General features: G+C 51.9%; 27 protein-coding genes and 2 pseudogenes. 11 read left to right on the forward strand and 18 right to left on the reverse strand.

Features of this window, described 5'->3' with window-relative positions; genetic code table 11:
* Positions 1–200: 200 nt before the first annotated feature.
* Positions 201–1,373 carry an inorganic phosphate transporter gene (locus tag AArcSt2_RS07420; RefSeq protein WP_250583617.1) on the reverse strand — a complete coding sequence of 391 codons (1,173 nt, stop codon included), beginning with the start codon at positions 1,371–1,373 and terminating at the stop codon, positions 201–203.
* A gap of 160 nt (positions 1,374–1,533) precedes the next feature.
* Here AArcSt2_RS07420 and AArcSt2_RS07425 point away from each other — a divergent pair, with 160 nt between their 5' ends.
* Complete coding sequence (locus AArcSt2_RS07425) at positions 1,534–1,953, forward strand: universal stress protein (protein WP_250583619.1); 420 nt, start codon at positions 1,534–1,536, stop codon at positions 1,951–1,953.
* An 18-nt stretch (positions 1,954–1,971) separates the two neighbouring features.
* Here the strand turns inward: AArcSt2_RS07425 and AArcSt2_RS07430 are convergent, their stop codons facing one another.
* Positions 1,972–2,553, reverse strand: coding sequence for a hypothetical protein (locus AArcSt2_RS07430; RefSeq protein ID WP_250583621.1), 582 nt, complete (start codon positions 2,551–2,553; stop codon positions 1,972–1,974).
* Positions 2,554–3,127: 574 nt separating this feature from the next.
* Here AArcSt2_RS07430 and AArcSt2_RS07435 point away from each other — a divergent pair.
* A pseudogene (locus AArcSt2_RS07435) lies at positions 3,128–3,394 on the forward strand (amino acid permease); the annotation flags it as partial.
* On the opposite strand, the gene AArcSt2_RS07440 reads toward AArcSt2_RS07435, so the two are convergent.
* From AArcSt2_RS07440 to AArcSt2_RS07460, 5 genes and pseudogenes are all read right to left on the reverse strand, one after another.
* The gene (locus tag AArcSt2_RS07440; RefSeq protein ID WP_250583623.1) at positions 3,354–3,563 is read right to left on the reverse strand and encodes a hypothetical protein; all 210 of its coding nucleotides are present in this window, start codon (positions 3,561–3,563) and stop codon (positions 3,354–3,356) included. The pseudogene AArcSt2_RS07435 and the gene AArcSt2_RS07440 sit on opposite strands and share 41 nt — an antisense overlap.
* A gap of 2 nt (positions 3,564–3,565) precedes the next feature.
* Positions 3,566–3,790, reverse strand: a pseudogene (locus tag AArcSt2_RS07445) (hypothetical protein); the annotation flags it as partial.
* A gap of 310 nt (positions 3,791–4,100) precedes the next feature.
* Positions 4,101–4,838 (reverse strand): Lrp/AsnC family transcriptional regulator, encoded by a 738-nt coding sequence (locus tag AArcSt2_RS07450; protein ID WP_250583625.1) that lies wholly within the window; start codon positions 4,836–4,838, stop codon positions 4,101–4,103.
* A 331-nt stretch (positions 4,839–5,169) separates the two neighbouring features.
* A complete protein-coding gene (locus AArcSt2_RS07455) occupies positions 5,170–6,027 on the reverse strand; it encodes a cell division protein ZapB (protein ID WP_250583627.1) in 858 nt (285 codons plus the stop codon).
* A complete protein-coding gene (locus tag AArcSt2_RS07460) occupies positions 6,024–6,164 on the reverse strand; it encodes a hypothetical protein (protein ID WP_250583629.1) in 141 nt (46 codons plus the stop codon). Before AArcSt2_RS07460 ends, AArcSt2_RS07455 begins: the two co-directional genes overlap by 4 nt.
* Positions 6,165–6,338: 174 nt before the next feature.
* Here AArcSt2_RS07460 and AArcSt2_RS07465 point away from each other — a divergent pair, with 174 nt between their 5' ends.
* A complete protein-coding gene (locus tag AArcSt2_RS07465) occupies positions 6,339–7,091 on the forward strand; it encodes a pirin family protein (RefSeq protein ID WP_250583631.1) in 753 nt (250 codons plus the stop codon).
* A 49-nt stretch (positions 7,092–7,140) separates the two neighbouring features.
* Here AArcSt2_RS07465 and AArcSt2_RS07470 read toward each other — a convergent pair whose 3' ends face one another.
* On the reverse strand, positions 7,141–8,352 hold the full coding sequence (locus AArcSt2_RS07470) for an eIF2B alpha/beta/delta subunit family protein (RefSeq protein ID WP_250583633.1): 1,212 nt from the start codon (positions 8,350–8,352) through the stop codon (positions 7,141–7,143).
* Positions 8,353–8,470: 118 nt separating this feature from the next.
* Here AArcSt2_RS07470 and AArcSt2_RS07475 point away from each other — a divergent pair, with 118 nt between their 5' ends.
* Complete coding sequence (locus AArcSt2_RS07475) at positions 8,471–9,226, forward strand: coenzyme F420-0:L-glutamate ligase (protein ID WP_174652241.1); 756 nt, start codon at positions 8,471–8,473, stop codon at positions 9,224–9,226.
* Positions 9,227–9,256: 30 nt separating this feature from the next.
* Positions 9,257–10,282, forward strand: coding sequence for a 5,10-methylenetetrahydromethanopterin reductase (locus tag AArcSt2_RS07480; RefSeq protein WP_174652242.1), 1,026 nt, complete (start codon positions 9,257–9,259; stop codon positions 10,280–10,282).
* On the opposite strand, the gene AArcSt2_RS07485 is transcribed toward AArcSt2_RS07480, so the two are convergent.
* The 3 genes from AArcSt2_RS07485 to AArcSt2_RS07495 are packed head-to-tail and all read right to left on the reverse strand — an operon-like array spanning position 10,279 to position 13,332.
* Positions 10,279–11,586 carry an acyl-CoA thioester hydrolase/BAAT C-terminal domain-containing protein gene (locus AArcSt2_RS07485; RefSeq protein WP_250583635.1) on the reverse strand — a complete coding sequence of 436 codons (1,308 nt, stop codon included), beginning with the start codon at positions 11,584–11,586 and terminating at the stop codon, positions 10,279–10,281. The genes AArcSt2_RS07480 and AArcSt2_RS07485 overlap by 4 nt on opposite strands.
* Positions 11,583–12,482, reverse strand: a complete 900-nt coding sequence (locus AArcSt2_RS07490) for an ATP-binding cassette domain-containing protein (RefSeq protein WP_174652244.1) — start codon at positions 12,480–12,482, stop codon at positions 11,583–11,585. Before AArcSt2_RS07490 ends, AArcSt2_RS07485 begins: the two co-directional genes overlap by 4 nt.
* On the reverse strand, positions 12,475–13,332 hold the full coding sequence (locus AArcSt2_RS07495) for an ABC transporter permease (protein ID WP_250583637.1): 858 nt from the start codon (positions 13,330–13,332) through the stop codon (positions 12,475–12,477). Before AArcSt2_RS07495 ends, AArcSt2_RS07490 begins: the two co-directional genes overlap by 8 nt.
* Before the next feature lie 76 nt (positions 13,333–13,408).
* Here AArcSt2_RS07495 and AArcSt2_RS07500 point away from each other — a divergent pair, with 76 nt between their 5' ends.
* The gene (locus AArcSt2_RS07500) at positions 13,409–14,035 is read left to right on the forward strand and encodes a CPBP family intramembrane glutamic endopeptidase (RefSeq protein WP_250583639.1); all 627 of its coding nucleotides are present in this window, start codon (positions 13,409–13,411) and stop codon (positions 14,033–14,035) included.
* Here AArcSt2_RS07500 and AArcSt2_RS07505 read toward each other — a convergent pair whose 3' ends face one another.
* The 4 genes from AArcSt2_RS07505 to AArcSt2_RS16700 form a co-directional block, all read right to left on the reverse strand.
* Entirely contained in the window at positions 14,036–15,322 is a 1,287-nt protein-coding gene (locus AArcSt2_RS07505) for a YcaO-like family protein (protein WP_250583641.1), read from the reverse strand.
* Positions 15,319–16,470 carry a TOMM precursor leader peptide-binding protein gene (locus AArcSt2_RS07510; RefSeq protein ID WP_250583642.1) on the reverse strand — a complete coding sequence of 384 codons (1,152 nt, stop codon included), beginning with the start codon at positions 16,468–16,470 and terminating at the stop codon, positions 15,319–15,321. The genes AArcSt2_RS07505 and AArcSt2_RS07510 overlap by 4 nt, the downstream gene beginning before the upstream one ends.
* Positions 16,467–17,468, reverse strand: a complete 1,002-nt coding sequence (locus AArcSt2_RS07515; protein ID WP_250583644.1) for a SagB/ThcOx family dehydrogenase — start codon at positions 17,466–17,468, stop codon at positions 16,467–16,469. Before AArcSt2_RS07515 ends, AArcSt2_RS07510 begins: the two co-directional genes overlap by 4 nt.
* Positions 17,469–17,549: 81 nt before the next feature.
* Positions 17,550–17,672, reverse strand: a complete 123-nt coding sequence (locus AArcSt2_RS16700) for a hypothetical protein (protein WP_302928536.1) — start codon at positions 17,670–17,672, stop codon at positions 17,550–17,552.
* A 124-nt stretch (positions 17,673–17,796) separates the two neighbouring features.
* Here AArcSt2_RS16700 and AArcSt2_RS07520 point away from each other — a divergent pair, with 124 nt between their 5' ends.
* From AArcSt2_RS07520 to AArcSt2_RS07530, 3 genes are read left to right on the forward strand one after another with little or no spacing between them, the layout of a single operon-like run.
* The gene (locus tag AArcSt2_RS07520) at positions 17,797–18,657 is read left to right on the forward strand and encodes a hypothetical protein (protein WP_250583646.1); all 861 of its coding nucleotides are present in this window, start codon (positions 17,797–17,799) and stop codon (positions 18,655–18,657) included.
* The gene (locus AArcSt2_RS07525) at positions 18,654–19,292 is read left to right on the forward strand and encodes an ATP-binding cassette domain-containing protein (protein WP_174652250.1); all 639 of its coding nucleotides are present in this window, start codon (positions 18,654–18,656) and stop codon (positions 19,290–19,292) included. The genes AArcSt2_RS07520 and AArcSt2_RS07525 overlap by 4 nt, the downstream gene beginning before the upstream one ends.
* Positions 19,289–19,672, forward strand: coding sequence for a transcriptional regulator (locus tag AArcSt2_RS07530; RefSeq protein WP_174652251.1), 384 nt, complete (start codon positions 19,289–19,291; stop codon positions 19,670–19,672). Before AArcSt2_RS07525 ends, AArcSt2_RS07530 begins: the two co-directional genes overlap by 4 nt.
* On the opposite strand, the gene AArcSt2_RS07535 is transcribed toward AArcSt2_RS07530, so the two are convergent.
* Positions 19,626–19,850: a DUF8024 family protein gene (locus AArcSt2_RS07535; RefSeq protein ID WP_174652252.1), complete on the reverse strand. Its 225-nt coding sequence runs from the start codon at positions 19,848–19,850 to the stop codon at positions 19,626–19,628. The genes AArcSt2_RS07530 and AArcSt2_RS07535 overlap by 47 nt on opposite strands.
* A gap of 100 nt (positions 19,851–19,950) precedes the next feature.
* On the opposite strand from AArcSt2_RS07535, the gene AArcSt2_RS07540 reads away from it, so the two are divergent.
* On the forward strand, positions 19,951–21,714 hold the full coding sequence (locus tag AArcSt2_RS07540) for a site-2 protease family protein (RefSeq protein ID WP_250583648.1): 1,764 nt from the start codon (positions 19,951–19,953) through the stop codon (positions 21,712–21,714).
* Between the two features lie 12 nt (positions 21,715–21,726).
* Here the strand turns inward: AArcSt2_RS07540 and AArcSt2_RS07545 are convergent, their stop codons facing one another.
* Positions 21,727–22,251, reverse strand: a complete 525-nt coding sequence (locus tag AArcSt2_RS07545) for a PadR family transcriptional regulator (RefSeq protein ID WP_250583650.1) — start codon at positions 22,249–22,251, stop codon at positions 21,727–21,729.
* A gap of 114 nt (positions 22,252–22,365) precedes the next feature.
* On the opposite strand from AArcSt2_RS07545, the gene AArcSt2_RS07550 reads away from it, so the two are divergent.
* Positions 22,366–23,904 carry a heme-binding protein gene (locus AArcSt2_RS07550; protein ID WP_174652255.1) on the forward strand — a complete coding sequence of 513 codons (1,539 nt, stop codon included), beginning with the start codon at positions 22,366–22,368 and terminating at the stop codon, positions 23,902–23,904.
* Positions 23,905–23,911: 7 nt separating this feature from the next.
* On the opposite strand, the gene AArcSt2_RS07555 is transcribed toward AArcSt2_RS07550, so the two are convergent.
* Positions 23,912–24,829 carry a methyl-accepting chemotaxis protein gene (locus AArcSt2_RS07555; protein WP_250583652.1) on the reverse strand — a complete coding sequence of 306 codons (918 nt, stop codon included), beginning with the start codon at positions 24,827–24,829 and terminating at the stop codon, positions 23,912–23,914.
* Positions 24,830–24,911: the final 82 nt, after the last annotated feature.

The following is a 24,911-nucleotide window of genomic DNA, read 5'->3' on the forward strand; positions in this document are numbered from 1 at the left end:
TCTTCTGATTTATTGTGAACTACTTCCGAGGAAGACCCCAAGTACTCACCTTGCTCATCTGTATAATGAAACCAGTTGGTTGCTGAAGACTGTGAGCTGATCGCTGGAACCCATATAGTTTTACAGGCATTTTCTAATAACGTAAAATAAATAATTATGGTTTTCATCCAGACTAGACCCAGCAGAACTGTATTGTAGCATTAGGTTCCCGGAACAGGTACGATAACAAAGAATGCATATGAAAGCCCTAGTGAGACTGTCGGACCAATAATCCACATTGAGATGTACTTTGCAACCGCTCGGGGATTAAATAGATCACCCACTTCAAGAACTTCCTGTGGTTCTGGTTCCCCAATAGCCGAAGCAGGAACGGCTGGATCGGCTGTCAAAGCCCCTGTTTCAATCTGTGCATCGATTTTGCCTTGGACTGCATCTCGTGCCGAAATTGGACGAGTCGCACGTCCCCAGCCAAGGCCGACGATTGTCATTACCATCGCCATTACGAGGCTGATTGGAATCCCAGCATTCGATAATAGTGTTGTGATCGTTGCGGAGACCGTCATAACAAGCAGTGCCGCAAGCAGCGGAATATCCGTTAACTCGGTTCCGACTGATTCCATCGTCCGACGCGCAATAGTAAACCCACCGATGCCGATAGCGATGGTTGCAATAATGATCGCGGAGTCCACTTCGAGTGCGCCACTGCTCACTAACGGCGCAACCGCATTCGGAACGTTACTTGCGCCGGCGCTGAACGCCATATAACAACCAATAATAAGCACAACAATTGTTCCAACTAACTCCTGTCGCGTCGTATTTGGCCCGAGAACAGGTAACGGAATGGTTCCACTCCGGTCGAGTGTAATGAGTGGCCCCTCCGTTGAAACTATTTCGAAACGCTCGTTGAGTGCCGGGTAGAGATATCGACCGATGACCCCGCCGATCCAAAACCCGATAACTGGCGTTACAACCCACCAGGAGACAATGCGTCCGAGCGTATCGAAGTTGAGCGTTCCGGTCGCCAGTCCAAGGCCGGCTATCGATCCGACAGTCGTCATTGATGTCGGGACTGGGACGCCAAATACGTTAGCGATCAGTATGCCGGTTCCGATGAAAAAAAGCACGGCAACGCCGGCTTCCAACGAGATTGCGATCGTAATAATGTCGCCTGACAACGTATCCATGACATTCCGTCCGACCGTCCAGCCACCCAAAAAAACAAAGAATGTCATAAGTGCTGCTGCAGCAGATTTCGAGAGGATTCCGGCACCAACAGAAGGCCCCCAAGCGATGCCAGTAGACGATCCACCGATATTAAACCCCACAAAGATGGAGGCAACAACACCAACTAGTAATATAATAGGAAGATCCATACATGAATAATTTCGTGTTCATAAGGAAAATATCTTTCGACCTTACTCATATATTTTCAAAATCCCATCGTATGAATCTTCATAAGTTATTAGGAAGTTCAAAATGATAGAAACCGATGAAAGCAACCACCTATTTGTCGACTCAAACTAATAATCAGATATGGTTGACCGTGTACTCGTTCCAATGGACGACTCAGAGATGGCACAAAAAGCATTAGAATATGCTATTGATATTTTTGCGGATGCGGAGATAACAGTCCTCCACGTCGTCGGGAAACCGACACCGATGATGGGTGAGGTAGTTGGCCTTGCACTCGAAGACGATTTGCAAACAGCTGCTAACGAACGAGCCAATGAGGTGTTCGATATAGCCCACAAGATTGCAGAGGAGTACGACACGGAAATAAACACAACCGTGGCAGTCGGTCACCCAGCACGAACAATCATAAAAAAGGCAGAGGGGTACGACACAGTCGTCATCGGAAGCCATAGCGGCTCGATCGCCGATCGATTGTTCGTCGGAAATATCGCTCAAAAGGTGTTCCGTCGTGCTCCGGTTCCTGTTGTGGTTGTTCGATAGCGTGTTGTCTGGAGTGGATCACTTCTCGCCGTTGGTTGGTTCGTTGGACCCTGTTCGGTCATCTGTCTCGATCCCCTCTTTGTTTTCGCTAAGTGCCTCTTGGAGTTCTTTCTTGGTCTTGTCGATGGTCTCCTCAACTTCATCCTTGCGAGGTCGGCGCGAAACGCGTCGATTTACCTCATCAACCTTTTCAGTAACTTGAGAGACTTCATTGGAAACACTCTCTTCAACAGTTTTTGCAATTGTTCTCTCAACGGATTCAGTGACTTCTTTTTCAACGGATTTTGCAACAGTTTCACTCACGTCTTTGTCCATCGATTCCGCAACTGTCTCTCCGATCTGATTTTCGACCGATTTGGTAACCTCTTGGGTGACCTTCTTAGCCACCGTTTCCTCGACAGCTTCCGCAACTTGGGCAGTCATCCACTGCGGGTCGAGCCTACTCATCTTCCACCCGACGTGGATTGCATACGCAAGGAATACACCCAGCCCGAACGTAATTCCTGTTCGAATTCCCACAACGACCATCAGACCGATCGCGACAACAAACAGGATGCCGTAGCCTATATCTGCAAATGCGTCAGTACGATATCCATCCATACGGGCTAGATTAGTCGGTGACTCTTCTACCTGTTGAAACATGAGAAACGCGTGCGATTGTTCTGTCAACCATTCAAAATCAGGGATCAATATGATTTGCAAGTGTAGTTTGTTCGGTCAGCAGAATTTCGATCGTTGTATTGAGCGATAGAGAAACTCTTTGCTTTGGTGTATCTGCAATGCTGGTCTTAGGAATTAGATGGTGGCTCGGTGTGGTACCTCGTCACAAAGGGCTCAGAGGGGGTAACTGTCGTCACGGCCACAGGCTTTCGTTGCGTCTCAAAACGCATTAATCCATCTGGTTTCTGTTCAAAGTCGATGTACGCCACCCGAAAGAATCCAACTGGTCGGCTTGTCGATAGTTGGGAAGGTATCGGTCAGTGTATACTAACCGGTGGTTTGGTGATTAGAAATTGTAATCATCTATATTTTGGTTAAAAAAATAATATCGGTGTATTATTAAATAATCAAAATACACAGTCTACTACCCAGTATCAAGAGCTAGCCGATGCTGAGCATTATATTATGATTCAATCAAATACCGTATTCGTTGAAGAGGTGCATCTGTAGCAACATGGCCGAAGAACTTGAACGGGATCTTGGGTTAGCATCAGTCATCGCGATAAGCATGGGTGCGATGATTGGGAGTGGCATCTTCATCCTTCCGGGATTAGCGATGGCAGAAGCCGGGCCGGCAGTAATATTTGCGTTCGTAATTGCAGCAATACTTGTTGTCCCGGCTGCCATCAGTATTGCGGAGCTTGGAACTGCAATGCCAGAAGCGGGTGGCGATTATATTTTTATTGAGCGAGGAATGGGCCCAGCAGCAGGGACAATTGCTCAAGTGCCATCCCAATGAGCACTGCAATTGCCATTGAGACCACGAACACCCACACATCTTCGGCGTAGACGATCGAAACGACCAACGGCACAACCATTGCTAACGCGAGATACTTGATAACAGTACCAACAAGGCTGACACTCGATCGCCAATCAACGTGACTAACCATCAGTGAGACCCCATATGTTGTTTGAAATCACCGACAGATTCGGTTGCCGTTAGTGCAGCGAGCAGCGCTACAACCCCGCCAATAAGAAATGAGATCATACTTGCAGGACCCGCGTTCCCCGTAACAATCCCTGGAAGGACAAAAATACCGGCACCAATCATTGTCCCTAATCCAAGCGTGTAGGCTTCGAGAAAGCCGAGATCGCGTGCAAGCTCTTGGTCACTCATATATTTTCACCAACGTATATTACGCAATCCACAATAAATTTTATTTTAATTTCGGAATACGTAGTCTTGTTCATATTGGTGCTGTTCAGATTCAATGGATATAATTGTTTTGTTATTTTTGGTTGCGATATCGCGTTCCTCAAACACACGTGTTGGTAGACTGTTGTGTTAGTACTGTCTCAGATGGATAATCAACCAGCCAGAAATTTTCAATTCTGACAAGTGATTTTTCTATATCGTTTTCTGAAATGCGTAGACAACAACGGTCACAAACTATTCGTCTAAAAAAGACAACGTAGACATACAACAATTATTCAAATGCGGCGATGGTTTGTTTTTCTACATCATCTCGTGAAAGAATTGTAACGATATCGTATGGCTCAATTTCAGTCTGCCCGCGTGGGGTGATGAATGAATCTTCCCGTTCGATACTGATTACCAGTGTGTCCTCATCTAACAGTCCGTTCTGTACTGCTTCTGCAAGCGTGTTACCAACAATCGGCGCATCGGAACTTGCAGTGAGTTCAATAATTTCAGATCCACCGGAGAGGCTGATCAGATCTGGAACTCTCGGTGTATGATGACGATCGTCTGGTGAGTATGGTGCAAACGGAACCGTGGTTGTGGATTGAATCAGTTGTTCTCTGTCAACTGAGAGGCCAATTGCGGTTAATTCCCGAGAGATGCGATCGAGATCGTGAGTGCTTTCACCAGCAGCAGTAATGTGTATGTTCTCACTATTGCCCATCAGCTGTTGGACGGTATTAACGCCTGAAATCTGTGTGGCTTTCTCTGCAAGAATCTGTTTCTGTTCAACGGGTGCGGTACAGATATATAAGGTCTGTAGATAGTCTTCACCTTCTCCAAAATCAACAGCGACATGAAATCCAGTGATTACACCGGCGGTTTCAAGATTGGTAATCCGATTTCGAACAGTCCCTGGTGAGACATCAAGTTTCTCTGCAATCTCGGGTGCAGAGATATGTCGAGCGTCAATCATCAGGTCATAGAGAATGCGCCGATCGATCTCATCAAGTCGGTAACCCATAGCGATGTATAAGAGGACGGTTGTGATACAACTTTTGTGCTATTCACGCTGGGGTTGCGATCGGTTCGGAGATCGACTCAGTGCACTCTCAAAAGTAATGAGCCGGAGTCACTAGCCGTTGCTGATGACAACCAACCCGTGGACAGGTGGTGTCCACGGACGCATACCCCTACCACGTCTCTCACACTGACCGACGACGACCGATCGATCGACGGACTCCACAGTAACGAAACCGTGTACAGAAGGTCGATCGGTGTGGCTGAGTTGGTGTGAGCAGTGAAGTTCCCGCTTGGGAGTGTGCGAGTGTCGCTAGTGGCTCGTGGTGACAGTTCTACCCGTGGACACCACCTGTCTCTGGGCGATCGGGAACTGATGCACGACCGAACTCGCCGGGGATCGAGACATCACTTGGGAGGATGATTCGTCGTTCAGTGTACGAGAGGCCATTCTTGCGCTCTTGTTTGCGTCTAATCGCAATGCGATTCTTGGTAAGGTCCAAGAGGGCGTCGATCGTCCTCGAAACGAGTTTCTTCGCATAGCTCTCTGAGACACCGGGATCTTGACGGCGAATCCACTGTTTGAGATCGCTTGCTTTCACGAACTCACGGATTGTTTGGGAGCCGTTCTTCCATGGGTTATCCCCAACCGTGTCGTCGGCTCTCGCTTTCCAGAGTTTGGCTGCAAGTCGTGCTGGGCGTGAGGAGGTTGTCGATCGAAGCAGATTCTCGTCTAATCGAGCGAGTTGTTGAACAGGGAGCAGATCACCGTGTGCGAGCTGAATTTGGCCACCCCGATCGAGCGGGTCCTCGCCGTTCGGGAGCCGAAAGTACTGCTTGCCGTCGTCTTTGGTCAGTTTTTCAAGTTTGTTGTCATGTACGTCGATCGTCCGCGTGTCAACATGTGCGGTTTCGAGATGCGCCCCTTTTTCGAGTTCTCTGGATTGGAGCGCCTCAATTCGGTCTTTGTTCAGGTGTGACTTCTTTGCGATCGCATCCGTCTTTGCATCGGTGGCATCGATGCGGCGCTCGTGTTCAGCAAGCTCTTCTCGAAGTTGATCGTTTTCGGCTTCAACCTCCTCAATTCGTGTTTTGAGTGCCTCATTCTCAGCAACTGTCTCTTCGAGTTCTGCGAGCCGATCGGTGAGTTGGTCGATCGTCGCGTGGAGCCGGTCGATTCTTTCGATCGTCATTGTACCTGCTCCTCCTGCTCGATTGTGGTCACTGGGTGCTGTGTGTCACGGTGATGAGAAACGATCGCACAAATCGATCGAGCTGCGTTCGCAAAACTAGTCGAAACGGTTTCCTGTTGGTGTGTCGTAGCTGTCATTGCCTGATCACAGGCACAGGTCTGGTGTTGTCGCACCAGGCCACATTTTCATGGCGTGCTGTGCCGTTGTTGTGTCAGATGAGTCTAGCGATGTAAATAGGTACTGATCGAGTGCATGTTCCGCGGAGGAGCGGAACACACCTTTTCCCTCTTGCACTCCTAGAGGACAGTATTGTGAGCCATTCTACGAGCAAAGACCTCTACAAAGCACCGCGGACGGATATCAGCCAGAACCAAGGCAAGTTTAGGATTCATTTCAACTTTCCCGGTCGGAATCATCCAACGCATGATGATCATGGCTATGGACCGCTTTCAGCGGTTGTAGAGTCGTTCATGGATCCGGGGACGCTCATTCGAATGCACCCACACCAGAACGAAGAGATCATTTCGTGGGTTCCAACGGGCGTAATGCGCCATGACGATCGAGACGGAAACAAACTCGTCACCGACCAGGACCATCTGATGATTATGGGGGCTGGCTCGGGTTTTTGGCACGCAGAAGAGACGCTACAAGATGATCCACCGCTGCGGATGTTACAGATATTTGTCCGGCCACACAGTCTCGGGCTTCCACCCACAATTCAACACGAGGAGATACCGGATCCAACACCAAACGAGTGGCGGACACTCTTCGGGCCGGAAGGCACTGACAACGCACTCACGGTTCGTAATGATGTGTTCCTCCATGACATTCACCTAGCAGATGGTGCGAGCGTCGCGCTTCCAACACAGCCCGACTGGGATACCTATTTTTATGTGTTTGAGGGCTCGATCGAGGCAGACAGCCGCTCATTCAACGAGGCAGAGAGTGGACTCTACGTCGGGGGAGATGAGCTTCGCCTGACTGCAACCGCGGATTCGATCGTCGTTGCGTTTGTCATCAATCCTGCTGCACCGATTACGAAGCAGGGGACGATCGGTCGGTAAGTTACGGAAATGCAAGGAGAAAGCCCCGTGCTTTAGCGCGGGGAGGATGTCAATGCTCGTCCCATGTTGCGTTTGAGCGGTGCTGTGCGGCAACCATCTCGATGTCTCGCTGTGTGAGCAGTCCTGTTTCTGTAATCACACCCGAGAGCAACTCGCTCGACGTTCGATCGAAGAGTGGGTTCGAAACGGTGAGCGATTCAGGGCCAGTGTACAGATCCTCACGATCGCCATCTTCTTGATAGAACTCCAGCTCAGGCGCGATTTTATCCTGCGCAGACACAACATAGCGAGGGATTGACGCATCCGCTGCAGCAAGCATGAGCGATCGAGTGCCAACCTTGTTTACAACATCTCCGTTTGGTAAGATCGTATCTGCACCAACAAGGACGGCGTCGACAGCTCCGTTTCCAATGTGCATCGCTGCTGCGGCGTCTGTTGTAACAGTTACGTCAATGCCTGCACGCACGAGTTTTTCAGCAGTTGTAACACCCTCGCACGCGGGGCGGGACTCGGTAACCATCGTTGGATGGCCGGCTCGAATAAGTGCGTCAATAACGGTCCCCGATCGAGACAGCGTCAGTACGGTTCCAGAGAGGTGTTCGATAACGTTTTGTGCGGCACGACGATCGGCAGTCCCGGCAGCGTCAATTGCCTCAGTGGCCCGATCGTGGACCTCGCGTGGCGTTGATGGCGCTTCCGATAGCACGCGGTTGATACGGTTTGAGACAACCGCCATCGTTGGCCGAGCGTTCACAAGCGATCGGGCAGTCGCGTGCACGGCTGCCATCTCATCTGCGACCGCCGCAGTATCTCGAAGTGCAGAGAGTGCCCGAATCGACAGTTCAGCAGAGCCATGCTCCTCATCAGCTGCGATCGACGCCGATGTTGGAGCAACCGCTTGGTATGCCTCCCAGAGCCACGGCGGTGTCTCACGAGTTAACATCTCGGTTGGCGGACACCATTCGGTTGGATTCGATGTCGTCGTCGATCGGGTTGTCGTATCAAACATAAACGGATACGCGGTCTGCTCGCCAGCAACAGTAGAGGCAGACAGTGGCTCACCAGCGTATGCAAGCGAAACCGCATTGACATCGACACCGATATCGGTCGTTACGGCACGCCGAGCAGCGGTGAGTGGTTGTTCATTCGCGCCAACATCGGTTGTATGCACAGTCCAATGTGGTGTATCGGTAGCCGTAGCCGACTGTTGGAACAACACATCACCACGGTTCCGCAGGAATGCCAATGCGATCGTGGACATAGCTACCTATTCTCAGTCCTCCTACACGGTTGTTTGGATATACCAACATATTGACTAATACACCGGTGTCATTGACCACCATCGGCGGCCTTTTGCATCCGCCACCTAACGAACAGATATGGAACTGTTTGCCGTCCCCGACATCCCAGAAATTACAGACGGGGATGATCTTGCGGCGGTCATTGCCGACCGCGTTGAAGTTACACCAGATGATGTGGTGTGTGTTGCGAGTACGATTGTCTCGAAGTCGGAAGGTCGGTTTGCAGATCTCTCAGCGTTTCCGGCAGGCCCACGAGCGCGGGAGATTGCAGCGAATCTCACCGAACTCACCGGCGACGACAAAGACCCAAGATTTGCACAGGCAGTGCTCGAAGAGAGCGTTGAGCTACTGATGGAGGCCCCGTTCTTGTTGACAGAGACACGGTTTGGCCACGTCGGGGTGAATGCAGGAATCGATCGCTCAAACGTCTCTGGACATGATCTACTGCTGCTTCCAAAGCAGCCCTCAAAGAGTGCTGCACGAATCAACGAGGCGCTTCCATGCAAAGGCGTTGTTGTAACTGATACGTGTGGTCGTCCATTCCGTCACGGCCAACGTGGGGTTGCAATCGGTTGGGCTGGGATTCCAGCAAGTCGTGACTGGCGAGGCCAGCCCGACCGAGATGGGAGAGAGCTTGGTGTCACGGTTCAAAACGTGATTGACGAACTTGCAGCGGCTGCAAACCTCGTTGCTGGGGAAGGTGCAGGTGGAACCCCAGTCGTTGTGGTTCGTGATTTCGAGTTTGGCGAGCTACCGGGAAGCGAGAATCATTTCCGTGAGATTGAGACCGATTACGTTCGGCAAGCGCTACGAGACTGGGAGTATAGCGGCTAACTGAGCAAAGCTAGGCAATATACACAATACATGACAGACAAACACGCACCAGTTGATGTAACGGATGTATCGTTAGGAATCGAACTCACACCCGAGCATCCGATCGATCGGATAACGGAGTTTGGTATTACTGCAGAGAACGCGGGATATGATGCCGTATTCTCTTCATGTCACTACAACAACCGTGACCCATACGCGGGGTTACACCGGATTGCAGCGGAAACCGAGTCGATCGCCATTGGTCCCGGTGTGGCAAACCCATATGAAACGCACCCGGTAACGCTTGCATCGAAGATTGCAACGCTTGATGAAGCAAGCGATGGCCGTGCAGTATTCGGAATCGGTCCGGGAGATCCCTCGACGCTTCGGAATTTAGGCCTTGCAGAACAGCGCGGCCTTCGACCCGTCATTGAAGCGTTCAAAACCGCACAGCAGCTCTGGGCTGGCGATCGGGTGTCACAGGATGGAACATTCACGGCAACGAATGCAGGGCTCAACTATGAGCCACCGAGCGGTGCAGAGATTCCGGTATTAGTCGGTGGTGAAGGGCCACATATGTGTCGAATGGCCGGAAAGCACGCAGACGGACTTCTGTTCAATGGTTCACACCCGGACGATCTTCAGTGGGCACGTGGACAAGTTGAACAGGGAATTGACGATCGGCCAGCCCATCGCGGCGAGTTTTCGCTGTATGCATACGCCAGTGTGAGTATCGCAGAAGATGCAGACCGTGCACGATCGGCTGCTCGCCCGCCAGTAGCGTTCATCACTGCAGGTGCAGCACCGCCAGTGCTAGACCGACATGACATTGACACCGAGAGAGCCAGCGAGATCGGTGAGTTGATTAGCGAGGGTTCATTCAGCGGTGCATTCGATCGTGTGACGCCTGCAATGATAGACGCCTTCGCAATGACGGGAACGGTTGAGACAGTGAGCGATCGGATGGCTGCCGTGTTAGAACACGCGGATGGAATCGTTGTTGGCTCGCCGCTTGGCCCTGATATTGCGGAGGCAATTCCGCTTGCAGCGTCCGCATTTGCAGCCGCAACAAACTAGCAAGACTGCTTGCTGCTCACAGATGCAAGCACTGAGAGCATCGTCACCCAAGCATCAGCGCTCGCTGTTGCATTTGCATACGGTTCTCCACCAAGTGCAAGTTGGACGCCAGGAATCATCGGTGGCCCAACTGTCGACCCACCAAGCGGACGATACGGAACGCCTAACGCATGACCAGCTCTCGGATACGATTGATGCACAACATCAGCATCGAATCGCTCAGAAGCAAACTCACAAAGGCGTGTACTCGGCCACAGGCGATCGTCGCCACCGGAAAAAAGCAGCGTTGTGCCCGCAATTTGATCAAGATCGATTAGTGCAGCGTCCTGCGTCTCCTTGGATGCCGTTGTAAGTGCTCGTAGATACAGTTGATGCAGCGAAAATGGCGATCGAGTGAGAAGCGATCGCCCAGCCCGTATGAGAAATGAGGGCGGGGGGTTCAGCGCAAGCGCATCCATTGGCCCTGTTCGATCGGTCCATGCTGGCTGGGGGCTTCGAAAGCCATCTGGAACACCATCGAACCGAAGTGGACTCCCGGCCCAACTAATCGCAGTTGAGAGGCGCGGATCACGGGCAGCACTTGTGAGTGCAAGCTCGGCCCCTCGTGACCATCCGATAATCGCAATATTGGTGTCACGAACCTTTGGGTGTGTTTGCAACGCATCAAGAACAGGATCAAGTGTACGAATATCAATCTCTTCGAGCGTTTCAGGAAGGCCTTCAACACCAAAGTACGCTGGGGCAGCGACTGCATACCCTCGTGAGGCAAGTAGCCCGACTGGAAGCTGTGGAGGATACCCACCCTCAGACCCACCAAGAACAATCACACCAGGTGCAGCCTCAGCCTCCGTAGACAGCCATAAATCACCGACACAGTCGCCTTGTAACGGCGTTCGTGACACATCATCTGTTACGATCGTTCGTTCGATCGTTTTTGTACAACAGGCTTGTCCTGCAATCGCAACCGAGAGTGACGCTTCGACCGTATGGACCGTCTCTGTGTGATCAGCATTTGGGGTTTCATCAATGCGCTGCATAGCCCAGAATGGAGCCATTGGCGATGGCTCTGGAACAAACGGTTCTGTTGGGGCAGTCGTTGCGAGGTTGACACAGCCAGTCTCATCTGTGTTGTAGGTGAGCACTGATTGGTATGTCCCATCAGCCAGCGGCATTGTGGTTGTCACTGCAACTGTTGTCGTAGGTGGACAACCACTAATGAGAATCTCAATAGGCTCATCGAACAACGGTTGGTCGTTGCTTACAGCGATTGTCGGTGTTGCTGCTGTAGTCGGTGTCTCGATCATTTCTCAGCTCCTGGTCGGTGTGCAATCAACGGCTCAACCTCAGTATAATACGCAAATAAGTCCCGAAACGATGGTTCAACGATCGAGCGACCGCTTACTTCCTCAACACCCGGTCGGACATCGGGATTCCGAGCAAACCCATGGAGAACGTCTCCATGTCTAACCCAGCGATCGCCGTAGATTGGAACCGATTCAGGAATTGGCGCTGTTGGTGATCGAGCAATGATCGGTGGAAGCGAGTCTCGAAGCGTTTGTGGTACGCCACTCACAGTAATTCCAGTATCAGTCATCACCAACAGCTCATCTGCAAGTTCTGCATCAACCGGTGTGTGGGTGGTAAAAACGACAGTTGTGCCAGCATCGCGTTTCGACCGGATCACGTCGTGAACCGTCTGTACCATTGTGGGGTCAAGGTTTGCAGATGGTTCATCGAGGATGATGATTGGAACCGAAACCGAAAATGCGATCGTAAGTTCAAGCAGTTGCTGCATCCCACCGGAGTAGTTTCGAACCAACTCATCAAGATGTGGTGTGAGCTCAAATGTAGTGACCAAATCGCGCCATCGATCTGTTGCCGATGGATGCAGTGACTGATAGAAATCGATCGTTTCACGCCCCGTCAGCCCAGGAAGTGCAAGTGAGCCTTGTGGGGCAAACACGTGTTGTGCCGTCCCTTCATTAGTTCCCATCGTGATCGTCCCTGTGTCGGGAGCAAGTGCACCGCTAAGACAACAGAGCAAGATTGTCTTCCCGACTCCGTTTGGACCTGCAATCGCCGTTACTGTCTGTGGCTCGATCTCGATCGAAATATTATCAAGAAGCTGTGTTCCACCCAATGATTTTGAAATATTCATCGCTCTGATTGCTGGTGGATTGTGAGCGGTTCGATTACTCACCTGCATCACCGGCGTATAGCCACCTCCGAGCGAAGACAACCGCAATCGCAGCACTCAGAGAAATGTACCCACCAACAAGGGTCACCGTAGTACTGAGAGTGGGCATTGCAGGTGGGGTAAGGCCTGCATGGCTCCACTCTGCAACCACCAGTGCGTCTAAAATAACACGGGTTGTCAGCGTATTTGGAATGATATTCAACAGCCCTTGAATCGCCTCTCCAGGGATCAGCCACGGCTGTGTACCGTTAAATCCGGTAACAAAGAACGCAATCATCACGATCGTCAACGTCACAAGATTCGTCTGCGATCGACCGTTTGTCAGCCGGACGACAAGCAACGCAATTGCAGTACAGAGCCCACAGAGCATTACGAGCATTGTAAGGACGATCGAAGTGGTTACCAACCACGAATGTTGCGGGGAAATATATGCGCCATCGAGAACACCGACAGCGAGCACCGACCCAAACGCGCCGACACCAAGGAGGACGCTCCCAATGAATCGGCCAAATAGGTCGGCTTCAGGAACGATCGGGTACGATCGAAGCCCACGATAGCGCTTCTCCTCTAAGTCCCGAGTGAGTTCGCCTGCAAATCCGACCAAGCAGACAGTGAGCGCACCGAAGATACCGAAGGTAACTGCTTGTGTTGTTTTGATCACTGCAAGCGTATCAGGAGCTGTATCAGCCGGAAGCTGCGGAAGCACGAGCAGATACATCGTGAGGAGATACCAGCAGGTCGGCCAGAGAGCACTCCAAAACAGAGCGGCACGATCGCGAAGCGACACACGAATATGGCGCCGTGCAAACGCATGCGATTGTGCGATCGCTGGGGGAAGCGAAGCGTCGGTCATACAGCCGCTGTGCTCGGTATCAAATATAAATTCGAGGTGGCCGGGGTTGATGTACGATTGCGGGAGCAAACAGCGTATGTTTGCAGGGTCTACAAGTGCCACCGGTGTTGGCTGGGTTGGTGTGAGTTTGGTGTGTTGTGTACTGCTGCTTTTGAATCCAGTCGGGTGGCTTATATCAAAACAGGTTGCCAAGCAGATACCGCAGCCTCATGGAGCAGACCTCATATACGCGTTCGGTATGACGGTCAGTGGACTATCAGTGGTGTCTCTTTTTGAGGTTCCGATTGGATCGAATCCGTCACCAACAGCTCTTATTGCAGCAGTCGCGATCGGTTGTGGCCTCTATATTGTGGATCATCTACTGTGGCAGTGGTGGACACAGTCGCCGATACGCGCACAACCAGTAACCACCACAGAGTATGTTGTAGCGCTATGTGTCATACCCGGTGAGGAGTGTTGGTATCGTGCGGTCCCAATGGTTCTGATCGGCTTTCTCGGAGCGACTGGGTATGGTATTTTCTCGGCGATCATTTTCGGGGTTGCACATGTACACAATGGCCCACATGAAGTCATAATAAAAACATGGAATGGGCTGTTGTATGCAGCCGCATTCGTGCTTACTGGATCGCTGTTTGTACCAGTTGCACTGCACTGTGGGTACAATCTCACATCACTCAATAGCGACCGGATTGCGGGACACTAATTATGGATACGGGTGTGGCTTTGTTGTGACTGTTGTGTCTTTCAATGCGGGATGGTTTCGAGGGAGAATTGCAGGTGGTGTAAGTGGGACAAGCTCCGGAATCACAACACGAGCAACTGCAATCCCTGCCTGTGCTGCATCAGGGGTCGTGAGATCGAACGCGATCGGCGTACAGCCGGCATCCGAGAGTGCAGCTAACACATAGTGGAGATCCGACCGACTCTCAGTTGGGTGCGTTGTGTCATAGTAGGCAGTGAGCGGCTCACGGTCGCCGGCAAACATGAACTCCACCTCATGAGCGTTCTCCGGTTGGCTATAGTAGAGGACGTTCTGATCGAAGTTATCAGTGGCATCGGCTGCAGAGAGATCAGACAGGTCATGTTGTGTTGCCATGTAGTTCGTATAGGGCCATCCTTGTGCAACCTCATTCAGTGCATCTACCACCGCATCTGACGCAGATCGGTGTGCACCACCACCGGTTACAAAATGTGGCCTCCGATTACGGTCATTGCAGAGTGCAGCCCCAATTGTCGGGACCGGGACGGGCGACTCATAGGCAAAGAGATATGGGGTAAGCGATCGCTTCGAGATCCGATCGTACACGTCCCTCACAGAGCCTGTATCAGGGATTGAAAGCTGTGTCGGTGGACGTTGGCGACACCACGTCCGCATGAATGCGTCCCGTTCGATCGCCTCATAGATCGCTCGAACTATTGCATCCGTTAGATCGGTGCCAGCAGCACAGCCGTTGCTGCTCCCCGGAAAATGCTGTGGAACCGATGCAAGCGAGCCAACGCGCATCCAAACTAACTCCGCAGGGACAGAAACAGCGTCACCAGTGAGTAAATTTGTCCCTGTTGTCCACTGGATCGGTGTCGCCTTGGTGAGTGGATCAAGGACTGACGATCGCTGTTCATCAGTGAAGACGTCAAGATACTCCCAGCGAACGGGCTCATGTGTTTGTTTCCGGCTGCTATAGCTTTCAGTGTCAAGTTCGGACACCGCAGGTGGCCAACAGAGGCAGTAGCGCTCAATCGTCTCACCAAGCGCACTCGTAAGGGATGCTGAAAGCGTCTGTCCTTTCCCACTGACCCCAAGATCAAGTGATCCGGAGGCTCCGACAAGCGAGGCGATGTCGGTGGTGTTTGGAACGGTGAGAAACGCTTCAGGATCACTCCGCGATCGATGTGAGAGATACCAGTCAGAGACGATTCCTGCCACGTTACCGACTGCTCGTTTATGTACCGGCTCGACGAGCTCTTCGGTACGTCTCATCTCGAGACTCATTCAGCAGATACCTCGTCCGTCAAGGCATGTGATTGATGAGACGTACCGTGTTCTGCATTCTCATCATTGAGTTTCCCTGCATGAACGACGTCCTCCATCGAAACAAATCGCTGGACGTCGGCGCCCGCAGGGACTCCACAACACTCACACCGTGGCAGTGTGAGCACGTCATTTGCCTCCATCGACAGCTCAAGCGAGTCGATTGTTACCACACGGCCTGCAGTGTAGCCAGTGCCGTACGCTAGAAGATGGAGCAACTCCATTGCGGCAAAACCAGCGAGCATTCGTGAGAACGCTGGAAGCGAGGCCGTTGAAAGTCGATTGTCGGCGTCGAGTGTCGACCGATATGCCTCGTATCCATCTGGATCAACAACGTTCGCCCGAGTACGCTCTACAAAACAGGTGTAACATGCTGTTTCATTTGGGAACACAGCAGGCCCCACAATCCCATCGAAGCCATGAATCTGCACCGGAAGCAGAGGGGTATCGGTCTCAACTGCGAGTTCGTTGAGATCGCTTATCAGTGGGCGTTGTCGGGATGCGGTGTAGACCACCAAATCAGCGCTCTCAATCAGCGGCAGGAGCGCAGGGTCATCATGATATGTGAGACGATCGTCGTCAATGGTTGCAGTGTTATCTATTGGGTCGGTGTATGGTTGTGTCACGTCGATTGAGCCAACGCCCATCTCTAATAGGTCAGTGGCGATCGATCGACCCATTCGATCGCAAGCAACAATGAGCACTGATTTTTCACCCAGTCGCTCGCGTTCGTTCTGTTGGAACTGGTATTTTAATGCCAAGTGTGACTGTGTTTCAGTCGGTGACTCCGTTGTCAGCACGTTGCTCTCTGTGAGACTCGAAAGCAACTGTTTGATCTCCATCTGCTGTGCTGACTCAAACCGCTCGCAAACCTCAGCAACCGTTCGATCACCGTCAATACGATCCAAAAGCCGCCCAAGGAGGCCATCGCCATCCGTGTCGCGGATTGTGATCGCTGGCCCACCCCACGGTCCACTCCGAACATGGAGCGTATTATTGTCTACTTGGACCGCAGTTACTGCTGGATTGAACGTTGGTGTCTCGTCCGGGTTGAGTGTCGGTTCAGCTGCCTCAGCCTGTGTTTCTGTTTCGGTGGTGTTTTCAGTCATTCGTGTGCAGAAATGGATTGGTCAGTCGATTGTGATTGTGATTGTGTACCGTCGGTCTCTGCTTCGGGACGTCTGCCGATCGAAATTGACCCGACAACGGCTTCATTCACGCCATCAACGCCAAGATAGTCGTTGATCCGGTCGTCATAGAAGCTTGCAAGCGGAAGCGCGGCAAGTCCCATCGCCTCAGCAGTCAGGAGAATATTCTGTCCAGCATGGCCGCTTTCTTGAAGCACAAACCGGTATCCACGAGGGCCATACTTTGCTTTCGTGCGTGAGAATGCACCGGTCATGAATATCGTTACCGCGGTACTGGTATGATCAAAAACGGCTTCAGGAGTGGCAAAGTACGCAGCAATTATCTCGGGGTATGAGTCACTCTGTTTGGGTGTGTCGAGCACCCGTAGTGCATGTTTCTCAGGTACATAGTAGTACAATCCAGCCGGGAGGTTTTCGCCATCGGGGCCTACTGCGATGTAGAACTCGATCGGATAGAGCGCACCACCCGACGCATACGCGCGAAACTGTTTTGTGACCGTTGTGAAAGCGTCTTCATCAGCACTATCTGACGATGGGGCGATCGATCGCTCCGTCGTCACACCGAGCGCGGTGCCAAGAAGCGTTGAGAGGTGGCTTCTGCTCAAACCACAATCGCTGTGTGTCCGTCTACTCCGGCGGTTTGAGAACACCTCACCGATCGGCTGTGTCAGCGGCTCAGGGGCTGGAAGCTCGATGAGTGGGGCATTTCGATACTCCGGCTCCATCGCAGCCTGTGCATACTCGATGCTTGGATCATCAGTAAAAAGCCCAGCAGACTCTCCAAGTGCAAGTCCATCATGATCGGTATATTTTGTATTCTCGTGATACAATGATGCAATATCATCATCACGAAATGACCGTTCGGAAAATCGCGTGAAATACGAATCAACGAGCGTTGTCCGCGTTGGTGCGTACGTCTCGCTCATTGTTCGTCGTAGCTGTGCAAGTTCGACCTGCATATCTATGTTTTCTCCGAGCGATGTTGTCTGCGGCTTCGGATTTAAGTTACAGGTCGTACAGTTGAAAAACGATACAGCGGGTTAGTTTGAAACAGTTGTTGATGTTGTAGTACCACGGCACGTCGTTGTTGTCGTACACGTAGAGACGCCGCCTTCGATCGGTACAACTCCATGCTCTGCATTGTGTTCAACTTCGAGTTTCATTGGAACGCAGTTGAACACACGAGAGAGGGATGAAAAAACCCACCCGCAACTCTGTCACACAAACCACTCTGTCACACAAACCACAACCGGAGCTTTATATTCAATGACGTGAGCCACACTCTCTATGCGAACAGTTACTCGCAAACGAAGCACCGCCGGTCGTATTTTGCGGACCGTTCGACAGTCGGTTGCGTTTCTGTACCGATACGTACGCGTGCTTCGATATCGGCCGGTCGGGTTACTATGGATGCTTGGGTTCCCAGCAGCATTCTACCTGATTACGATTGCAACGTTTATTGATTTCAGCGCGATTCCAGCATCATATCACGGGGCTGTGCGGGCAACGACAGCACTGAGTTACGGCATCTTTGGTGCCGTTCTCGTGTCACTCACAACAGTTAGTGGTGGACTGGTATCCGATTTGGAGGCCGACCGAACTGGTGTGTATCGATCGATCGGCGTCTCACCAGCTGCAGATCTCGCCGGACGAGTTGGGTCAGCGCTCTGTATTGCTGCGGTATCGGTACTCGTCGTAATTGGGGTGAGCCTATTGACCGGGGCGACATATACGATTTCGGTGACCGCAGTTCCAATTGTGGTTGTCGCGTTTATTGGTAGCGTGCTCCCATGGATTGTCATTGCATACGTAGTCGCAATTTCGACAAAAAGCAAGCGGTACGCAACGCTGATTGCAGTCAGTCTTGCGCTTGTCTCTTACTTTGCAACCGGATTTAATGGGACCGTCCCAGCAACGTTTACTGCCGACCCTGCATGGCTCAACGTCCTTCCGAATACACTGTCAACACGGATACTTATTGCAAACACGGTTGCAATTTCGGATGCTGCAGGTGCAGGGCTTGCACCACCAGCCCTCCCGACAGACTGGACTGCAGTTGGAATTCTTGTTGGCTACGCTAGTGTTGCAGTCGGTATACTCCATGCAATCGGGATAAAACGGCTCTATAACGGGAGGATCGGAGAATGAGTCAAAAAGAGTACGTCATGCAGACCACCACACCGCTTACCGTACGCATTGGTGCGGAGACCATTTGGGAGCAGATCGACGTTGCTGTTGAACGAGGTGAAACTGTCGGGCTTGTCGGTCAGAATGGAGCTGGAAAATCCGTGCTCCTCTCCTGTCTCAGTGGAGCAACCGATCCGGACAGTGGGTCAATAACACGGCGTGAGCCAGGTGCCGCATACCTGCCACAAAACGGGTTGCTCCCGGCAGGGCTTTCGGGAACAGAGGCTGTGTCGTTCCTTAGACAGCTCGATTCACGGATTACCGATCGGTGGCGATCGCTTGCAACGGAGTTCGGTATTGAGGACGCACTCACTGCACCGATCGAATCCTACTCCGTTGGAATGCGCCGAAAACTCGAGCTCGCGTGCGTCCTTAGTACAACAGCGTCAGTGTATATTCTTGATGAGCCAACTGCAGGTATTGATCCATCAATCCTTCCAGCGGTTCGAGATGCAATCGTATCCCGAACAACGGCGGACGCAGCAGTGGTTTTTGCAACACACAGGGATGGTGATTTACAGCGGTGCGACAGACTGTTCTCACTATCGGGGCAGTCACTAACAGAAACGACCGACACCGCATGGGGTGGCCAATGAGTGTCGAGCAGACGGTGACGCAGCGTAAGATCGATCGGCTCATCCACCAACCGACACGGCTCCGAATTATGCATGCACTGTTACAACAGGACCTAGTCGAATTCACCGCTCTTAAAAAGTCGCTCGGCACGACAGCGGGTAATCTCACAACGCACCTTTCACGACTTGAAAACGCAGGCTACCTCCAGAGTGAAAAGACGATCGAAGAGAAACAAATACGAACCAGATATTGGCTTACAATGAAGGGGATCGATCGATTTGAGCAGTATCAACAGGCGGTACAGCCGTTAATAACAGAGCCAGAAGGAGGGCAGTGTGTATATGAGAATCCAGTTATCGAGACGAGCCACTCCCAATGTTTGGAAGCCCACCGCCGGTGAGCGACTGCAGAATCGATCCAACAACTGCGTAGCCAAATGCAAGCGATGCAACGCCAATAAAGATCGATCCGAAGATCATGATGATCGCGCTGAGTGGATCAGCTAAAAAGACGTTTTCTAGCATAATCTCTGGCATCGCAATCATGTCGGCTGCAAGACGGCTGATGAACTCAATCATACTCTTCCGTTAGCATCCCTGGTATTTGTGTGTTCATGTCTTGCTCGCAAAGATACGCGGACCCGAACGGCTTTCCTACATCGACACCGAACAGAAGGTAATGAGTACGCTGCTTTGGATTCTTGTTGGAATCCTCGTGTATGCTGTCGTTGCCACGCTTTTGAAAAACCGTGGCATCCTCCCAGCGTCCGTAAAAGTCTCTGGGCCGCTGACGACAATCCATACAGTACGTGGAAAAAAATTCCTTGACTGGCTTGCACAGCCAAAACGTTTCTGGCGAGCGTTTGCCAACGTTGGTGTTGGTATTTCGCTCGTCATCATGTTTGGAACTTTTTTTGTGTTGGTGTTTCAAGCGATCGCAATTATCCAGTCGCCGCCAACTGAGACTGCCTTCCAAAACCCACAGAACGTCCTTGTAATCCCTGGTGTCAATGAGTTCTTACCGCTGACCGTCGCGCCTGAGATTATTTTTGGGCTGCTCGTTGGCTTAGTTGTTCACGAGGGCGGGCACGGCCTGCTCTGCCGTGTAGAGAATATTAATATCAACTCGATGGGAGTGGTGCTGTTTGCACTGTTGCCGATCGGGGCGTTCGTTGAGCCGGATGAAGAGAGCGCATCAAAAGCCGACCGCGGCGCTCGAACACGCATGTTCGCCGCTGGGGTGACGAATAATCTGGTTGTAACGATCGTCGTCTTCCTCTTGCTATTTGGACCCGTGGTTGGTGCGATAAGCGTTGCAAGCGGTGCGTCCGTCGGTGGTGCGTATCCAGGTTCAGGTGCGGATCAGGCGGGAATCGAACAGGGAGATCTCATTACTGGAATCGACGGTGAGCGGATCGAAACAAACGACGACCTCATTTCGGCACTTGAATCAAATGAGGAAACAACAATAACGGTCGACCTCCGAGATGGTGAGTCAGTAACGGTTGAGCGATCGATGCTGATCACAACACTGGCAGAAAATTCGCCGTTTGCAGGCGATGATGGAGTCTCGATTGATGAGACGATTGTTTCTGTAAACGGAGCGTCAGTTGCGACGGAACCCGCACTACGTTCGGCGGTCGGATCGGATGAGGTTGTGACAATTGAGACCGAAGAAGGAACGACAGCAGAGGGACCACTTGGTGTCTTTGCGATCGCCATGGATGGCGGCCCGCTTGCAGAGACAGGGTTTGCGGAAGGTGACAACCTAGTTATTGTCGAGGTTGATGGGGACCGAACGATCGAAACGCAGGATATTGGAAACGCACTCGAAGATAACGAACCCGGAGAGACAATCACACTGGTTGTCTACGATGGTGACGATCGAGAAGAGGTGGATGTGACACTCGGCGCAAATGCAAATGATGAGCCAGTTATTGGAGTGACGAATCTCCAAGGCTTGAGCGGCATTGGCGTCAACAGCCTTGGTGTCATGCCATATCCATCTGAGACCTTCTTGTCAATCCTTGGCGGAGATGTTGGAGGTGGAATTGGTGTCGTCTTGCTGTTCCTGTTGATTCTGCCGTTCTCCTCGCTCATTCTTCCAGATGTTGATTTCAACTTTGCAGGCTTTGTTGACACGAACGTTGCGTTCTACGACGTTGCAGGCCCACTTGCAATGTTGGGTGACGGAGGTGTATTCCTCCTTGCGAATCTTTTGTTCTGGACGGGGTGGATCAACATCAATCTGGCACTGTTTAATTGTATTCCAGCATTCCCACTCGATGGTGGACGGATTCTTCGAACCTCATCGGAGGCTGTGATCTCACGGTTGCCGATCGATGATAAGCCAGCCGTTACGCGTGCAGTTACGACCAGTGTTGGGTTGCTGATGCTTGCCAGTCTTATTCTGATGATCTTCGGGCCGCAACTATTGAACTGACAGCGGCTTGGGTTACTCTTCTGCTTCGTCAGGACGGCCATACTGTTCAACGAACTCCTCCGGTGTGAGATCGATCCGATCGAATTCTCCAAAGTCCCGTTCATGATGTCGAATCATCTGTTCGACAATCCACGCGGAGTAGGTTTCATCAAAACACCAGCCAGCACCATCGTGGATTTCGAACCGATCGTCGGTAGCGAATGCGACGTACACATGATAGAATCCGAGAATAACGTCTGCAAAGTCGCGGGCACGGCCGCCCGCATCTTTGCGCTTTTGTGCTAGCTCCTCTCGACCTGCATCAGTGAGTGCAAAATATTTTCGATCGGGCTCATCCTCGCGTTCGATTCGCTCGGCCCATGCTTTCTCCTCGAATTTGTAGAGGATTGGATAGACAGAACCGTATGATGGCTCCCAGTGGCCACCGCTTAGCTCCGTGATTTCTTTCAGTAGCTCATAGCCATATCGGGGACGTTCAGCCAGGAGTTCAAGCACGATATACGAGATTAGACCCTTTGGCGGACCACTTTTCCGCATTGCCCTACCTTTCCAAAACAGTCGTGAAAACGTTTCGGTAGAGACAAACAGCGCAGTTATCTTGGAGAGAGAAAACACGCAAGCCACAAACCCCCTCCGTTCCAATATAGGGGTATGTCTGAGCCGCCACAAACGGATGAAGGCTGGTACGTGCTTCACGATCTTCGAACTGTTGATTGGAATAACTGGCGGGCTGCCCCAGATCACGAGCGCGAACGGGCTGTGAGGGAGGGAGTTGAGTATCTTGAGGCGCACGAATCTGTGTCAGATGCATCTGAAGGCGCATCTGCAGTGTTCTCAATGCTTGGCCACAAGGCTGACCTGATGATACTGCACCTCCGACCGTCGCTTGATGACCTCTCGCGTGCGGAGCGACAGTTCGAACGAACTGCACTTGCAGATTTCACCGAGCAAACAACCTCGTATGTATCTGTCACAGAGGTCTCCGGCTATGTTTCGACAGACTACTTCGATGGCAACAAAGACGAGATCGATGCTGGACTTCGACGCTATATCGAAGGGAAACTCGAACCGGACCTTCCGGAAGACGAGTATGTGTCGTTTTATCCGATGAGCAAACGGCGTGGAGAGACACACAACTGGTACGATCTCTCATTTGATCAGCGCGCAGACTTGATGGCCGAGCATGGCGCAACAGGCAAACAGTACGCTGGAAAAATCAAGCAGATCATCTCCTCATCGGTCGGCTTCGATGATTACGAGTGGGGTGTCACACTGTTTGCAGCCAATCCAACGGATATCAAGGATATTGTCTATGAGATGCGCTTCGATGATGTCAGCTCCAAATACGGCGAGTTTGGGCCGTTCTACATCGGGCGTCGGTTCCCACCACACGATCTGACTGCATTCTTTGCTGGCGAAACAGTGCCAGCAACCGAGGAGTCTACTGGGCACCCACACGGTGCAAGCAGTACTGGCGATCATCCACATGGCCAGAGTCATGGATCGAGTGGAGATAGCCCACACGGGCATCATGGTGACAGCGATGGCGGTGACAGTCACCATCATGGTGACGGAAACGACAGCGATGACGACGGTGAGGACAGTGACGAGACAATCCGTGGTGAGCTCGAAGAGCTCAACATCTACGCCGGAAAGCCACATGGAGAAGATGTGTATGCAACAGTGCTCTACTCGGAAGCCGACGAAGACGAGCTATTCGAAGAGGTTTCCGGTCTCCGAGAGAGCTTCGATCACTACCCAACACATGTGAAAACCGCAGTGTACGGTGCGCTTGAGCGTGATCGAACCGCAGTCGTATCAATCTGGGAAACCGCAAGCGCAGCCGAAACTGCAGCCGGGTTCCTCTCGGAGCTGCCAGGGATTGTCGAACGCGCAGGCGAGGAGTCCGGCTTCGGGACGATGGGGATGTTCTACACCACCAAACCGGAATACACCGACGAATTTGTCGAAAAGTTCGAAACCGTCGGTGGGCTCTTAGCGGAGATGGAGGGCCATTCAGCGACCGATCTCATGGTCAATCGGGAAGATGCGGATGATATGTTCATTGCCAGCCAGTGGCGATCGAAAGAGGATGCAATGGGGTTCTTCCGAAGCGACGATTTCCGAGAAACAGTGCAGTGGGGCCGGGATGTGCTTGCGGACCGACCGCGGCACGTCTTCTTGGCCTAAACAACGGTTACTCTGCGGCCAGTAACCCGGTCTCGTCCCCGAATAGCTCACCGATCTGTTCGGAAAGCTGTGAGATCATCGCCTGCTGCTGTTCGATTGCAGCGCTGATATCACTCGTTTCGGCCGTAATGTCTTCAGCATCGCGAGCCGTTTCATCGACCATTGATGCGATTTCTTCGGTGCTTGCAGCCTGTTCATCAGTTGTCGTTGCAACTTCTTTGATACCAACATCCAGCTCGGAGATCGAGTTGTCGATCGAATCAAGGCTCTCAACTGCGGCTGAAACCTCTGAAACGCCGGTTTCGACTTGTGTCTCGTTGTATTCGAGGGTATCAACAGCGGATGCAGCATCCGCTTGGATCTGGTCAACAACGGATTCAATTTCTGCAGCCCGATTCTGTGACTGTTCTGCGAGCGATTTGATCTCTTCGGCAACGACGGAGAATCCAGCACCCGCCTCACCAGCGCGGGCGGCCTCGATCGAAGCGTTGAGTGCAAGCAGATTCGTCTGGTCTGCAATATCGTTTATCACCTCGACAATTGAATCGATATCTGTCACCTGTTCATTTATTACTCGAACGGTATCGGATACTTCACCAGACGCCTCCTCGATCGCATCCATCGCGGTATCGGCTCGACGCGCCGCCGATCGGCCATCGCTTGCAAGCTCATTCACCGAGCCGCTCTCGCTTGCAACTTCCTCGGCGGATGAAGCGACCTCTTCGACTGTGGCACTGAGATTTGCAACTTCGTTCTGCACTTGATGCATCTGTTCAGCCTGTGTCTGTGAGACAGATGCAATCTCCGTCGATCGGCTAGCGATTGACTCGGTTGCAGCCTGCAGTTCAGAAAGTGACTCTTGAATCGATTGTTGTGGCCGACCAGTCTCGCTACCGTAATCCGACCTATTGTCATCGGTTGACATGATAGTCATATTAACTGTTGCGAATGATTTAAAACTATGTACCAATTTTCAGTTTTGATACTGCCTCCGTAGTAGAAATATC

The organism is Natronocalculus amylovorans, from assembly GCF_023638035.1.
In the GTDB taxonomy this organism is placed as follows: Archaea; Halobacteriota; Halobacteria; order Halobacteriales; family Haloferacaceae; genus Natronocalculus; species Natronocalculus amylovorans.

What these genes read in the sequence shown, in the direction of transcription:
- AArcSt2_RS07420 (WP_250583617.1), bottom strand. Translation starts at nt 1,373, where the DNA reads ATGGATCTTCCTATTATATTACTAGTTGGTGTTGTTGCCTCCATCTTT.
- AArcSt2_RS07525 (WP_174652250.1), top strand. Translation starts at nt 18,654, where the DNA reads ATGAGTCAAAAAGAGTACGTCATGCAGACCACCACACCGCTTACCGTA.
- AArcSt2_RS07555 (WP_250583652.1), bottom strand. Translation starts at nt 24,829, where the DNA reads ATGTCAACCGATGACAATAGGTCGGATTACGGTAGCGAGACTGGTCGG.
- AArcSt2_RS07460 (WP_250583629.1), bottom strand. Translation starts at nt 6,164, where the DNA reads ATGACAGCTACGACACACCAACAGGAAACCGTTTCGACTAGTTTTGCG.
- AArcSt2_RS07540 (WP_250583648.1), top strand. Translation starts at nt 19,951, where the DNA reads ATGAGTACGCTGCTTTGGATTCTTGTTGGAATCCTCGTGTATGCTGTC.
- AArcSt2_RS16700 (WP_302928536.1), bottom strand. Translation starts at nt 17,672, where the DNA reads ATGAAACTCGAAGTTGAACACAATGCAGAGCATGGAGTTGTACCGATC.
- AArcSt2_RS07505 (WP_250583641.1), bottom strand. Translation starts at nt 15,322, where the DNA reads ATGAGTCTCGAGATGAGACGTACCGAAGAGCTCGTCGAGCCGGTACAT.
- AArcSt2_RS07485 (WP_250583635.1), bottom strand. Translation starts at nt 11,586, where the DNA reads ATGATCGAGACACCGACTACAGCAGCAACACCGACAATCGCTGTAAGC.
- AArcSt2_RS07530 (WP_174652251.1), top strand. Translation starts at nt 19,289, where the DNA reads ATGAGTGTCGAGCAGACGGTGACGCAGCGTAAGATCGATCGGCTCATC.
- AArcSt2_RS07450 (WP_250583625.1), bottom strand. Translation starts at nt 4,838, where the DNA reads ATGGGTTACCGACTTGATGAGATCGATCGGCGCATTCTCTATGACCTG.
- AArcSt2_RS07495 (WP_250583637.1), bottom strand. Translation starts at nt 13,332, where the DNA reads ATGACCGACGCTTCGCTTCCCCCAGCGATCGCACAATCGCATGCGTTT.
- AArcSt2_RS07510 (WP_250583642.1), bottom strand. Translation starts at nt 16,470, where the DNA reads ATGACTGAAAACACCACCGAAACAGAAACACAGGCTGAGGCAGCTGAA.
- AArcSt2_RS07500 (WP_250583639.1), top strand. Translation starts at nt 13,409, where the DNA reads ATGTTTGCAGGGTCTACAAGTGCCACCGGTGTTGGCTGGGTTGGTGTG.
- AArcSt2_RS07430 (WP_250583621.1), bottom strand. Translation starts at nt 2,553, where the DNA reads ATGGATGGATATCGTACTGACGCATTTGCAGATATAGGCTACGGCATC.
- AArcSt2_RS07535 (WP_174652252.1), bottom strand. Translation starts at nt 19,850, where the DNA reads ATGATTGAGTTCATCAGCCGTCTTGCAGCCGACATGATTGCGATGCCA.
- AArcSt2_RS07550 (WP_174652255.1), top strand. Translation starts at nt 22,366, where the DNA reads ATGTCTGAGCCGCCACAAACGGATGAAGGCTGGTACGTGCTTCACGAT.
- AArcSt2_RS07470 (WP_250583633.1), bottom strand. Translation starts at nt 8,352, where the DNA reads ATGTCCACGATCGCATTGGCATTCCTGCGGAACCGTGGTGATGTGTTG.
- AArcSt2_RS07425 (WP_250583619.1), top strand. Translation starts at nt 1,534, where the DNA reads ATGGTTGACCGTGTACTCGTTCCAATGGACGACTCAGAGATGGCACAA.
- AArcSt2_RS07475 (WP_174652241.1), top strand. Translation starts at nt 8,471, where the DNA reads ATGGAACTGTTTGCCGTCCCCGACATCCCAGAAATTACAGACGGGGAT.
- AArcSt2_RS07545 (WP_250583650.1), bottom strand. Translation starts at nt 22,251, where the DNA reads ATGCGGAAAAGTGGTCCGCCAAAGGGTCTAATCTCGTATATCGTGCTT.
- AArcSt2_RS07520 (WP_250583646.1), top strand. Translation starts at nt 17,797, where the DNA reads ATGCGAACAGTTACTCGCAAACGAAGCACCGCCGGTCGTATTTTGCGG.
- AArcSt2_RS07515 (WP_250583644.1), bottom strand. Translation starts at nt 17,468, where the DNA reads ATGCAGGTCGAACTTGCACAGCTACGACGAACAATGAGCGAGACGTAC.
- AArcSt2_RS07455 (WP_250583627.1), bottom strand. Translation starts at nt 6,027, where the DNA reads ATGACGATCGAAAGAATCGACCGGCTCCACGCGACGATCGACCAACTC.
- AArcSt2_RS07440 (WP_250583623.1), bottom strand. Translation starts at nt 3,563, where the DNA reads ATGGTTAGTCACGTTGATTGGCGATCGAGTGTCAGCCTTGTTGGTACT.
- AArcSt2_RS07480 (WP_174652242.1), top strand. Translation starts at nt 9,257, where the DNA reads ATGACAGACAAACACGCACCAGTTGATGTAACGGATGTATCGTTAGGA.